11 protein-coding genes are annotated in these 13,371 nt (G+C 33.2%); 9 read left to right on the top strand and 2 right to left on the bottom strand.

Features of this window, described 5'->3' with window-relative positions; all coding sequences use genetic code 11:
• The gene (locus VP395_RS07880; protein ID WP_346241264.1) at nt 1-1,191 is read left to right on the top strand and encodes a DUF1501 domain-containing protein; all 1,191 of its coding nucleotides are present in this window, start codon (nt 1-3) and stop codon (nt 1,189-1,191) included.
• 148 nt (nt 1,192-1,339) lie between these two features.
• Here VP395_RS07880 and VP395_RS07875 read toward each other — a convergent pair whose 3' ends face one another.
• Nucleotides 1,340-2,473: an ATP-binding protein gene (locus VP395_RS07875; RefSeq protein WP_346241262.1), complete on the bottom strand. Its 1,134-nt coding sequence runs from the start codon at nt 2,471-2,473 to the stop codon at nt 1,340-1,342.
• A gap of 85 nt (nt 2,474-2,558) precedes the next feature.
• On the bottom strand, nt 2,559-3,314 hold the full coding sequence (locus tag VP395_RS07870) for an SDR family NAD(P)-dependent oxidoreductase (protein WP_346241260.1): 756 nt from the start codon (nt 3,312-3,314) through the stop codon (nt 2,559-2,561).
• 253 nt (nt 3,315-3,567) lie between these two features.
• On the opposite strand from VP395_RS07870, the gene VP395_RS07865 reads away from it, so the two are divergent.
• The 8 genes from VP395_RS07865 (at nt 3,568) to VP395_RS07830 (ending at nt 13,371) form a co-directional block, all read left to right on the top strand.
• Entirely contained in the window at nt 3,568-4,560 is a 993-nt protein-coding gene (locus VP395_RS07865) for a DUF4382 domain-containing protein (RefSeq protein ID WP_346241258.1), read from the top strand.
• A gap of 285 nt (nt 4,561-4,845) precedes the next feature.
• Nucleotides 4,846-5,847, top strand: coding sequence for an AAA family ATPase (locus VP395_RS07860; RefSeq protein ID WP_346241786.1), 1,002 nt, complete (start codon nt 4,846-4,848; stop codon nt 5,845-5,847).
• 77 nt (nt 5,848-5,924) lie between these two features.
• Complete coding sequence (locus VP395_RS07855) at nt 5,925-6,791, top strand: DUF58 domain-containing protein (protein ID WP_346241256.1); 867 nt, start codon at nt 5,925-5,927, stop codon at nt 6,789-6,791.
• 7 nt (nt 6,792-6,798) lie between these two features.
• Nucleotides 6,799-8,460 carry a BatD family protein gene (locus tag VP395_RS07850; RefSeq protein ID WP_346241254.1) on the top strand — a complete coding sequence of 554 codons (1,662 nt, stop codon included), beginning with the start codon at nt 6,799-6,801 and terminating at the stop codon, nt 8,458-8,460.
• Nucleotides 8,460-9,467 (top strand): vWA domain-containing protein, encoded by a 1,008-nt coding sequence (locus tag VP395_RS07845; protein WP_346241253.1) that lies wholly within the window; start codon nt 8,460-8,462, stop codon nt 9,465-9,467. The genes VP395_RS07850 and VP395_RS07845 overlap by 1 nt, the downstream gene beginning before the upstream one ends.
• 55 nt (nt 9,468-9,522) lie before the next feature.
• On the top strand, nt 9,523-10,560 hold the full coding sequence (locus tag VP395_RS07840; RefSeq protein ID WP_346241251.1) for a vWA domain-containing protein: 1,038 nt from the start codon (nt 9,523-9,525) through the stop codon (nt 10,558-10,560).
• A 152-nt stretch (nt 10,561-10,712) separates the two neighbouring features.
• On the top strand, nt 10,713-11,537 hold the full coding sequence (locus VP395_RS07835) for a tetratricopeptide repeat protein (RefSeq protein ID WP_346241250.1): 825 nt from the start codon (nt 10,713-10,715) through the stop codon (nt 11,535-11,537).
• A 61-nt stretch (nt 11,538-11,598) separates the two neighbouring features.
• A complete protein-coding gene (locus VP395_RS07830; RefSeq protein WP_346241249.1) occupies nt 11,599-13,371 on the top strand; it encodes a BatD family protein in 1,773 nt (590 codons plus the stop codon).

Raw genomic sequence — 13,371 nt, 5'->3', positions numbered from 1 at the left:
ATGGATAGAAGAAAATTTTTAAAACAATCCTCTTTAGCGAGCAGCTTATTTTTTGTACCCAGTTTTGTAAAAGCTTTTGAGCAAGTTGCAAGTAGTAGTTTGGGATATAAACGTTTGGTAATTATTCAATTATCAGGTGGAAACGATGGATTAAATACGGTAATTCCTTTCAGAAACGATTTGTATTATAAACAACGTCCCACTTTAGGTATTCCAAAAAATGAGGTTATAAATCTTAATGACGAATTAGGGCTACATAGTAGTTTAGCCCCATTAAAAAGATTATATGATAATGGCTGCTTATCCATTATCAACAATGTTGGATACCCAAATCCGGTGCGCTCGCATTTCAGATCAATGGATATTTGGCAAACAGCAACCGATTCTAACAAGTTTTCGCAAACAGGTTGGTTAGGACGCTATTTAGATAATTATGGAAAACAACCTTATAATGTAATTGAAGTAGACGACACTTTATCCTTAGCATTAAAAGGAGAAAACATAAATGGTATTGCAACCCAAGACCCAAAAGCTTTATTTAATTTATCTAGAGACCCTTATTTTCAAAACCTTGGTAATCATCAAAACGATGCACATCTAAGTGAACATAATTTGGGGTATTTGTATAAAACCATGATTGAAGCACAATCTTCGGCAAAATATATTTACGAAACCAGTAAAACAGTAACATCTAAAAAAGAGTATCCAAACAACAAATTTGGGAAACAACTAAAAACAACGGCGCAGTTTATTAATTCGGGTTTACAAACCAAAGTGTTTTATACTTCTTTGAGTGGTTTTGATACACACGTAAATCAGCTAAATACTCAAAAAAGACTTTTAAAAACCTATGCCGAATCTGTTGAAGCTTTTGTTGAAGATTTAAAAGTTAATAACACATTTAAAGACACAATGGTACTTACTTTTTCAGAATTTGGACGTCGTGTCAACCAAAATGCCAGTCTAGGAACCGACCATGGAACAGCAAACAATGTCTTTATAATTGGGGACAAATTGAAAAAACAAGGCATATATAATAGTACAGCAAGCTTAAATGATTTAGATGATAATGGCGATTTAAAATTTGAAATAGATTTTAGAACTATTTATGCTACTGTATTAAATAAATGGTTGGAAGTTGATGATAACAAAATTCTAAATAGGTCGTTTAACAAAATGGATTTTATCTAATAAAAAAACCTTGCCTCAATGCCGAAATTATTTCGGGAGAAACAAGGTTATATCTTTGAAAAGATTAATAGCGAGACAAATATATGTTTTATTTCGTGAGAAAAAAAGCACTAAAGTTAATTTATGGTTAAGTTTCTTATAAATCAGATTAACTGTATTTCACCTTTCTTAATACACGCATAGATTCTTTATATAAATGATACAATTCTTCACTATGGGCTCTTAAATAAGGTTTAGCTTCTTCCAATTTATCAATGGCTTCATGAAATAAATTTAAATAACAGATCAAGTAGGTAACAGGTAAGTTTTTTAAATCTCTTTCTTCATTTTTTGTAAATGCTAGCCCTTTTTTAAGCTTTTCTAAAAGAGTGTTTGTTGTGTTGTAAATATGGTGCAGTACTTTTTTATCATATTGAGGTGGTTCAAATAAAAGTTTGGTTTCAATGGTATAATTAGCATTGTTTTCAAAATTGATAATAGTTTCTTCTAATTGATAGTATTTATTAGAATTTTGAAATCCCAGATTTACATATTCAATAATTTTAAATGAATCGTCATTAATATAAATAGCAACATCATCTAAAGCTGAAAAAAACAATCTTACCTGTTCGTTTATCAATTCAATATCAACTCTAGAAAAGAAAATTTCATCTTTAATTACTTTTTTTTGTCCTGCCCAACAAACCACAAAATATTCTTTAAAAACTTTGTATTTGGCGTTGTAATCTTTCCGCTTTTTTAAAAAATCGAAAACGCCGTTTAAGGTGTGTTCTATATTGTTTTGCGAGTTGTTTTCAATAGACTCGACAATTTTAGAGTTAACGTCTTTTATTTCGATGTCAAATACTTTGGGCATGCTCATACTACCATCTCTAAAAAATACCGAGCCTCCATAATATTTCCAAATATTTTTCCGCAAAGATGTTATTTTCCCCGTTGGACGAATGGTTACCAAACCAACTACTTTATGGTCTGGTAAATGTGGAAACGGAATATTTTCATATTGAACAATTGGCGGATTGGTTAAATAGGCATTGATGAGGTTTTGTATTTTGCTGTCATCAAAAAAATCGACACCAACAATGTCGTTATCAACATCTTCAACCCCAATAACAATGAATGAGTTGTTCTTGGGGTTGCTGTTAGAAAGGGCACAAACATGCTTTAAAAACTTAGCTTTTCCTTCTTTAAAACTAATATCAATTTTACGCTTTTTATCGTAAAAGCTGTTTTCATCGTTATGCGATAATAGGTTTTTTATAAGTAGGCGTTTGTTAATCATCAGGGCATTATCTATTTTTATTGTTTATTCAAGGTTAATCATATTTTATCCCTTACATTCTTAGTTTTTTAGGTAATTGATAAATTTAGATAATCGATTTATTCAATATGGATGCATTAGCCTGGGCCGTACAAAACATTAAAACATCAGCAATATTAACATGTGCTGGTCTTGAAACGGCAAAATAGACAACTTCAGCAACATCTTTAGCTTGCAATGCTTGAAACCCTTGATAAACGGTATCGGCAATTTTATCGCCTTTAAAACGTACTTGCGAAAATTCGGTTTCAACCAATCCCGGACTAATGGCTCCTACTTTTATTCCATACGGATTCAAATCAATACGCATCCCTTCGGTAATAGCTAAAACAGCATGTTTACTTCCACAATACACATTGCCTTTTGGATACACTTCTTTTCCTGCCGAAGAACCAATATTAATTATGTGTCCCGATTTTCGTGCCGTCATTTGTGGAATGATAGCCTTACTTACATAGAGCAAACCTTTTACGTTTATATCCATCATGGCATCCCAGTCGTCTAAACTTCCAGTATCAATGGGGTCTAAACCATGAGCGTTTCCAGCATTGTTTATTAAAATATCAATCTGTTTAAAATTTTCGGGTAACGATTCTATGGCTTTAAAAGTTTCAGTTTTATCTCTAACATCAAAATTTAAAATGTGAACATGGGTCAGTTTACCAAGTGCTTCTTGTATGGTGTGCAGTCGCTCTAATCGCCTCCCACATAAAACTAAATTTATTCCCTGTTTTGCAAATTCATAGGCTGTAGCATGTCCAATACCGCTTGTTGCTCCAGTTATTAAGGCTGTTTTTGTCATAATTGTTTGTTTTATTTATATTAATTTGTAACTAGCCTTTACAGATTATATATGTTTTTTTTAATTCATACATAAAAATACTTAAAACATACTTAATATTTTACTTTTACCTTTTAAATGTATTTAATGTCTGATTACTAAAGAATTATAGTTTTTTTAAAATTTAAACGTGATCAAAATTTAAAAAAGAAACCAAAACTGTAAAAGCATTCGTATATAAATCGTAATATAAATTCAAAAAAATAGAATAATTATGAAAACTTTAAAAAACTTATTCCCAGTGCTATTCTTAGCATTTGTATTTTCTTGTACGGATTCAGATTCTAATAGTATTGACAAATCGGATCCAACAATATCAGTAAGACTTGTGGATGCTCCGGGCGATTTTAAAGCTGTTAATGTTGAGATTGTTGATGTAATGGTTAAAATGGATGATGATTCAGACAGTGATAGCGGATGGATATCTTTAAATGCTGAAAGTGGAACCGTTAATTTGTTAGATTTTACAGGTGGTTTTAGTAAAGTTTTAGTCGATCGTTTTCCTATCCCAGCTGGAACATTAAGCCAAATGCGTTTGGTATTAGGTGATGGGAATACTATTATTATTGAAGGTGAAATAAGTGATGTTGAGCACGACCTTAAAACCCCTAGTGCACAGCAATCTGGTTTAAAAGTAAAAATAAACACAGTTTTAGAAGAAGGATTTACTTATGATTTTGTGTTAGACTTTGATGTTGAAAAATCCATCGTTATGGCTGGAAATTCTGGCAATATTATATTAAAACCAGTACTTTATGCAAGTGCAGAAGTTAGTTCGGGAATTATTCAAGGGATAGTGAGTCCAACAGATGTGCCATCTATGGCCTCCGTTTTAGTAGATGATAAAGGCACACCAGAAACTGACGATGACTTTATTATTTCAGCAAATACAGATGAAAATGGTGCTTTTGCATTATGGGGTGTCCCTGCTGGAACTTATGAAGTTGTTGTTACACCATTAGATGAGACTTCTAATTATGGTTCTGGAAGCACAATTGTTAGTGTAGCTAATGGAGAAATTACAACTATTCAAAATCCTATTGAGTTACAGTTAAAACCAGGTTCTATTAGTGGAGATGTAACAAATAATATTGTAGTTACAGTTATTGTAAAATTAAAAGATGCAGTTGAGGTTCTAGCCACAGTTAATTCAAATGCTAATGGCGAATTTCTTATTGAAAATATACCGGCGGAACATACATGGTAACAGTTGGTGCGGCAGGTTATGTGTCTCAAGATGTTGAGGCTGTAGTAACATCAAATATGTTAACAGTGTTGGCAGATATAATATTAGTAGCCCAATAAAATTAATTAGTCCATTTATAAATAAAGAGCAGTTTCGTGAGGAATTGCTCTTTATTATTTTAACCAATTATTAACTGTACACTAAAATTATTTTAACCAATATTTAACAGCGTTCAAAGAAAAATTTTAACAATTTGCACTGCTCAAATAAGCTTAGTATATTCGGGCGTTTAAAAATATATAAATGATGGAAGAAACAGGTACAATTGATATTAAGACCATTAATGAGAAAATTGAAAGAGAAAGTGCTTTTGTTGATTTACTGATGCTAGAGATGAATAAAGTCATCGTAGGGCAAAAGCATATGGTAGAACGTTTACTAATTGGTTTGCTAGGGCAAGGGCATATATTGCTTGAAGGTGTTCCTGGTCTTGCAAAAACTTTAGCCATTAATACCTTGGCGCAAGCGGTTGATGGTAGCTTTAGCAGAATACAGTTTACCCCCGATTTATTACCTGCCGATGTAACCGGAACGTTAATTTACAACATGAAGGTTAACGATTTTTCCATTAAAAAAGGACCTATTTTTGCCAATTTCGTTTTGGCAGATGAGATTAACCGTGCGCCTGCAAAAGTACAATCGGCATTACTTGAGGCGATGCAAGAAAAACAAGTAACCATTGGTGATGAAACATTTAAACTTGACAAGCCATTTTTGGTAATGGCAACACAAAATCCTGTGGAGCAAGAAGGAACCTATCCATTACCAGAAGCACAGGTTGACCGTTTTATGCTAAAAACAGTTATAGATTATCCAAAAATTGCCGAAGAGCAATTAATCATGCGTGCCAATATGAAAGGTGCTTGGGATAAAGTAAATCCTGTAGTTTCAGTAGATCAAATACTTAAAGCACAATCTGCCGTTCGTGAAGTATATATGGACGAGAAAATTGAAAAATACATTCTCGATATTATTTTTGCAACACGCTACCCAGAAAAATATAAGCTTGCCGATTTAAAACCACTTATTTCGTTTGGAGCATCACCTCGTGGAAGTATAAATTTAGCTACTGCAGCAAAATGTTACGCCTTCATCAAACGCCGTGGATATGTTATTCCAGAAGATGTACGCGCCGTAGTTTACGATGTGCTAAGACATAGAATTGGTATTACTTACGAAGCGGAAGCTGAAAATGTAACCTCGGTAGACATCATTAACAAAATAGTAAACGAAATAGAAGTACCTTAAAATTGACAATTGATAATTGACAATTGATTATTAAGTGAAAATTAATCAATAATAAATATTCAATAGACAATTGAAAAATGGATACTAAAGAATTACTAAAGAAAGTACGAAAAATAGAGATTAAGACACGCCGATTGTCTGATCATATTTTTGGGGGCGAGTATCACTCAACCTTCAAAGGTAGGGGTATGACTTTTAGTGAAGTACGTCAGTATCAATTTGGTGATGATGTTCGAAATATAGATTGGAATGTTACCGCACGCTACAACGAACCTTATATAAAGGTTTTTGAAGAAGAACGCGAACTTACCATGATGCTTATGGTAGATGTTTCGGGGTCTGAAATGTTCGGTACCGAAGCGCAATTTAAAAATGAAATTATTACAGAAATAGCTGCAACTTTAGCGTTTTCTGCCACCCAGAATAATGATAAAATAGGCCTTATTTTATTTTCGGATAAAGTAGAACTTTACATCCCACCTAAAAAAGGACGTTCACATGTATTGCGCATCATTCGTGAATTGATTGAGTTCGAACCTGAAAGCAAACAAACCAATTTAGCCGAAGCTTTAAAATTCATGCAAAACGTTATGAAAAAGAAAGCTATAGTGTTTGTCTTGTCTGATTTTATTGCTGATGATTACAACCAAACCATGAAAATTGTATCGGGAAAACACGATGTTACTGGTATTCGAGTCTACGATAAGCGCGAAGAAGAGATTCCAAATTTAGGAGTGGTTCAAATGGAAGATGAAGAAACCGGCGAGTATATGTTGGTTAATACATCATCAAAAAAAGTACGTCTTAATTATGCTAAGTTTTACCAAGAAAAGGTAGATTATTACAGAGAGAGTTTTACAAAATCGGGTGCAGGTACTATCGATTGTCGTGTGGACGAAAGTTATGTAAAAAAAATGTTGGGGTATTTTAAAAGAAGAGGATAAACGAATTATGAATTACGAATTACGAATTATGAATATGAAAACCATGGTCATCGGTCATCGGTCATCAGTCTTTCTTTCTTTCTTCTTGTTAGTTTCTTTTTGTTTTGTAAATGCACAGGTAAAATCCTCAATCGATTCCACAAAAATCAAAATAGGGCAACAAATTACCTATAAAATTGAAGTTGAAAGCAAACCAAATAGCTTGGTGGTTTTCCCCGAAGGGCAAACATTTTCGCCTTTAGAAATGATAGAATCGTATGCGATAGATACCATTAAAAAGAACGACAAATACAACCTTATAAAAAAGTATGGTTTAACCCAATTCGATTCTGGAAAATACACCATTCCAAGACAAAAAATAATTATTGGCGATAAAACATTTTTTACCGATTCTTTAAAAGTTGAGGTTAACAATGTGGTTGTAGATACTACAAAACAAGGGCTTTACGATATAAAACCCATTATTGAAGTTGGTAAAAAAGGCAGCGATTGGTGGAAATATTTATTGCTAACGCTTTTAATAATTGGTGTTATCGGGTTTTTAATGTATTGGTTTATTTGGCGAAAAAAACCTTTAACCGAAGCCGAACAAATAGCCTTATTACCACCTTACGATAGGGCAAAATTAGCTCTAAAGAAACTTGATGAAAGTCATTATTTAGAAACCGACTCTATAAAAGAATATTATTCAGAACTTACTTTTATTATTAGGAAATATCTTGATGAAAAAGTATATGATAAAGCTTTGGAAAGTACTACGGATGAGTTGATTACCCGACTTAATTTACTTAAAGAAGGCCATCAAATAGAGTTAAGTAAAGAAGATATTAGAAATTTAGAAAGCATTTTAAAACGTGCCGATTTGGTAAAATTCGCAAAATCTGCCGTAGATGTAGAGCTTGCCAAAATAGATAGAAATACTATTGATATTGAGATTGACCACGTAAAAGAGGCACTTCCAGAACCCACAGAAGAAGAAAAACTTTTAGATGAAAAATATCGAGAAGAGTTAGAACGAAAAAATAAACGTAAAAAAATCATCATAACTGTTGTAATTGGTGTGTTTTTATTAATGGCAACATTTGTTGGTTTTGGTTTAAAATACGGTTTCAATTATGTAAAAGATACCATTATTGGACACGATAGTGTAGAACTTTTAGAAGGCGACTGGGTAACCAGCGAATATGGTTTTCCGCCAGTTACCATTTCCACACCTAAAGTATTGTCACGTATTGAGTTACCGCTTACAGAAGAAATGAAAGCACAAGTAACTCAAACAACCTTTATTTACGGTACTTTACTAGATATATTTAGTATCATGGTAAATACCACATCCTATAAAAATATGGGTGAAAATAAAATCGATATTGAAAAAGCATCAGAAGAAAGCCTTAAAGGTATCGAAGCTCAAGGGGCATATGATATTGTGGTATTTAGAGATAAATTTGTAACACCTAACGGCGCTGAAGGTTTAAAAACATATGGTACATTAAAAGTTAAAAACCAAATAAGTCAAAAAGTGCAAGAAGGGAATTATATATTATTGCAATTTGCTTCAGAAAATGTGTTACAGCAAATTATTATGACCTATCCTATTGATGATGAGTATGCAGAGCAAATAATAGTACGTATTTTAAATTCAATTGAACTTAAAAAAGCAGAAGAATAATGTTTGAAGGTATCGATTTTTTGAATAAACAGTGGTTTTGGGCGCTTTTGGTGTTACCGTTGGCGATACTTTGGTACATTTTTAAACATAAAAAGCAAACAGCCGAACTTAAAATATCCAGCTTAAAAGGATTTAAACTAACCAGTTCATGGTTGCCAAAACTAAAGCACGGTTTGTTTATATTGCGCTTATTGGCATTAGCTTTGTTAATTACTGCATTGGCAAGACCACAAACGGTTGATGTGTCTTCCAAAACAAAAACAACCAGAGGTATTGATATTGTAATGGCTATTGATGTATCGGCAAGTATGTTGGCTAAAGATTTATCACCAAACAGATTAGAAGCCTTAAAAAATGTTGCTGCAGAATTTATAAAAGGTAGGCCAAACGACAGGATAGGGCTCGTAGAATATGCTGGTGAAAGTTATACAAGAACCCCTGTTACTAGCGATAAATCTATTGTACTGCGTTCATTAAATGATATTAAATATAATACTATTATTGAAGGTGGAACTGCTATTGGTATGGGTTTAGCAACTGCAGTAAACCGCTTAAAAGATAGTAAAGCCAAAAGTAAAGTGATTATTTTGTTAACCGATGGGGTTAATAATACTGGTTTTATAGACCCTAAAATAGCCAGTGAACTAGCTATGGAGTATGGGATAAAAACCTATACAATTGGTTTGGGTACCAATGGTATGGCATTATCGCCAGTGGCCTTAGACCCCAGAACGGGCGGATTTCAATATGCACGTGTTCAAGTAGAAATAGACGAAGTACTGCTAAAAGAAATAGCAGCAGTTACTGGAGGAAAATATTTTAGAGCCACCAATAATAAGAAGTTAGAGGAAATATATGGTGAAATAAACAAACTTGAGAAAACGGATGTGGAGGAGTTTAAATACTATAATTACGAAGAAAAGTACCGCCCGTTGGTATTATTTGCGGGTTTATTTCTGTTAATAGAATTTTTACTTAGAAACACCCTTTTTAGGAGTTTTGTTTAGAAGAAAAAGATAAAAGACCTATGACAGAAGATAAAATTAAGAACCAAGAACCGACATGTATCAATTAGACGAAAAAATATGGTTTTGGGCATTAGGAATTATTCCAGTAATAATCCTATTCTTTTTGCTGCTTCAATTTTGGAAACACCGTACCCAACGTAAATTTGCCGATAAAGCATTACTTAAGAAATTAAGTCCTAATAGATCATTATTCAAATCAGTTTTAAAAATAGTGGTGTTAAGTTTAGCTTTTGCGTGTTTAGCCATTGCACTTGTAAACCCAAAAATAGGCACAAAGTTAGAAACCATAAAACGAGAAGGGGTTGATATTGTTTTTGCAGTGGATGTTTCTAAAAGTATGCTTGCAGAAGATATTGCACCCAATCGATTGGATAAAGCAAAACAATTAGTAACCCAAATCATCAATAATTTGGCAAGCGACCGCGTGGGTATTATTGCTTACGCAGCAAAAGCATTTCCCCAGTTACCCATTACTACCGATTATGCTTCCGCAAAAATGTTTCTTCAAGGCATGAATACAGATATGCTATCATCACAAGGGACGGCTATTAATGAAGCTATAAAATTGGCTACCACTTATTTTGATGACGAAGAACAAACGAATCGCATTCTAATTATTATTTCAGATGGTGAAGACCATAGTGAAGAAGCTGCTGCAGTAGCTGAAGAAGCTAATGAAGCTGGTATTAGAATTTTTACCATAGGTGTAGGGGATGTAAAAGGAGGCCCTATACCAGAAAAACGCAACGGTGTGGTTTTAAATTATAAAAAAGATAACCAAGGAGAAACCGTTATTACGCGTTTAGATGAAGAAACACTTAAAAGTATTGCCGCTGAAGCCAATGGGGTATATTTAAATGGTAAAAACACCAATGATGTCGTTAAAAAAATAGGTGATATTTTAAACGCAATGGATAAGAAAGAGTTTGAAACAAAGGAATATGCCGATTTTAAAGACCAATTTCAATGGTTTTTAGTGTTTGCCATTTTCTTTTTATTGGTAGATATTTTCTTGTTGGAGCGCAAAACAGCATGGTTGAAAAAGTTGAATTTATTCAACGAAAACCTATAAATGTAATTATGAAGTACGAGTTGCAATTTTTAAATTGGAGTGTAAAGTAATCGTAAATCAAACATCGCAATTCGTAAATTATTTTATAAAATCTTTAACGATAACCAGTTATTAGGTTTTGTAAATTTATAAGTTGAACAAAGCATTATAAAATGAAGTATATATTATTTATCATAATAACATTAACCGCTATCTTTTCTTTCTCTCAAGACAAAGAAAAAGAAGCTTTATTGGCGGCTAAAAAGGCTAATAATTATGTGTATGAAGGAAATAATTTAATTAATGAAGATGATTTTGTTTCGGCAGAAAAGGAATATAGAAAAGCCATTTCAGAACAAGGAACAACCGTAGCAGGTATCTATAATTTGGGAAACTCTTATATAAAAAAAGGAAGCTATGAAGAAGCCTTGTATCGTTTAGACCAAGCGGCTAAAATTGCGACCTCAAAAGTAGAAAAACACAAAGCATACCACAACATAGGCAATGTGCTTATGGAAAATAAAAAGTGTAAAGAAGCTGTTGAAGCTTATAAAAATGCCTTGAGAAACGATCCATCCGATGAGGAAACACGTTATAATTTGGGTTTAGCTAAAATATGTGCAGAGCAGCAAAAGGATAAAGAAGACGATAAGAAAGACGATAAAGACAAGGATAAAAAGGACGACAAAAAAGATCAGGAAAAAAAAGAAGGCGACGATAAGAAAGACCAAGACCAAAAAGATAAAGGCGATCAAGACAAAAAAGAAGGCGACGATAAGAAAGATGATAAAGGAAAGCCTAAAGATGAAAAAAACGATAAGGGAAAAGGAGACGAAAAAGAAAAACAGCAGCCTCCACAGCCACGTCCAGGACAAATGTCTCCACAACAGGTTAAGAGTTTGTTAGAAGCCATGAACAATCAAGAACAGAAAGTTCAAGAAAAAGTAAATGCTGAAAAGCAAAAAGGCTACAAAATAAAAACAGAAAAAGATTGGTAAAACGAATTGCGAATTTTGACCTAAATAGTTTCAAAATCGTTAATCGTTGTTCGTTAGTCATATGAAATTTATAAAACACACATACATACTATTATTCATACTTGTTACAAGTATGGCTTCTGCTCAAGTTAAGTTTGATGCCAAAGTGAGCAAACAAAAGCTTGGTGTTAATGAGCGTTTACGTATCGATTTTGAAATGAATCAAGATGGCGATAATTTTAATCCGCCAGATTTTTCCAATTTCACCGTAGTTGGTGGTCCCAATCAATCGGTAAGTAATTCATGGATAAATGGAGTTAGAAGTTTTAAAAAAACATACAGTTATTTCTTAGCGCCTAAAGGCCGAGGTAATTTTACCATTGCTCAGGCAACTATTAATATTGGGGGAGAAACTTATAAAACAGTGCCTATTACCGTTGAAGTAACTGCCGCTGTAGAAATACCAAAAGACCCAAATAATCCAGACTATATAGCTTCAGAGAATATTCATTTGGTGGCTGAAATTTCAAAAACCAATCCGTATTTAAACGAAGCGATTACTGTGGTTTACAAACTGTACGTGTCTCCAACCATTGCCGTTGATAATTGGAATGAAATTGATAGTCCACGTTACAACGATTTTTGGAGTCAAAATATCAACACACAAGGTCAAAAAGTACAAAACGGGACCTTTAAAGGAGAAGATTACCGCTTTTTAGTTTTAAAGAAAGTCGTGCTATACCCTCAAAAAACAGGGAAGCTTGATATTGAACCTTTAAGTTTAGACATTGCTTTACGCGTGCCTACAAACAGACGTGATATTTTTGGAAGTCTTTTAATGACGCGTACAAACAAAGTTGTCTCTGCTGGTAATAGCACTATTACAGTTAAGACATTGCCAGAAGAAGGAAAACCTTTAGATTTTTCTGGAGCCGTTGGTAATTTTAGTTTTGAAGTTTTACCTTCAAAAACTAGCTTAGATGCTTCCGAATCTTTGGAATTAAAAGTAGCTGTTAGTGGAAACGGAAATTTAAAGCTTTTTAAACTGCCTAAAGTGTCGTTACCAAGCTCTTTAGAGGTTTATGAGCCTGAGCATAAAGAAGAGGTCAATACAAGTCTATCAGGTATGCAGGGAACTATTTCTGACAGTTATACCATCGTACCTCAATATAAAGGCAAATACCCCATACCAAGTATTTCTTTTTCGTATTTCGATTTAAAAACTGAAAGTTATAAGCGTTTAACATCCAACGAAATTATTTTAGATGTTTTAGCTGGTCCAATAAACAATGCCAATGCTAATAGTTCAGCTGCTACTAGTAATGGTAAACAAACTGTTGTACTTAATAAAGATCAGTTTGCATATATTAAAACAAGCACCAATTTTGTAAGTGTAAATAATTCGGTGTTTTTTAAAACAACAGTTTTTTGGAGCTTGTTATTGCTGCCTTTTTTAGCTATTCCGTTAGCTATTGTTATAAGAAACAAAAAGGCAACAAGAGATGCCGATGTGTATGGAAATAAAATTAGAAAAGCCGATAAATTAGCTAGAAAATACTTGAGCAGTGCTAAAAAATCGCTTGGTAAAAAAGAAGAGTTTTACATAGCTTTGGAAAAAGCACTACATAATTATTTAAAAGCGAAATTACATATTGAAACCTACGAATTAAGTAAAGAACGAATAGACACCTTACTTATCGAAAAGCAAGTAGATGCAGCGGTGGTTAAAGATTTCATTAGTATTTTAGAAAGCTGCGAATTGGCACGTTACACACCAATAGACATTGTAGCCATGCAAGAAGATTATGATAAAGCAGCTAAAACCATTTCATTAATTGATAAACAAGCACGTTAA

Source organism: Mariniflexile soesokkakense, assembly GCF_039650365.1.
In the GTDB taxonomy this organism is placed as follows: Bacteria; Bacteroidota; Bacteroidia; order Flavobacteriales; family Flavobacteriaceae; genus Mariniflexile; species Mariniflexile soesokkakense.
This window is presented reverse-complemented; position numbering and strand designations above follow the sequence as displayed.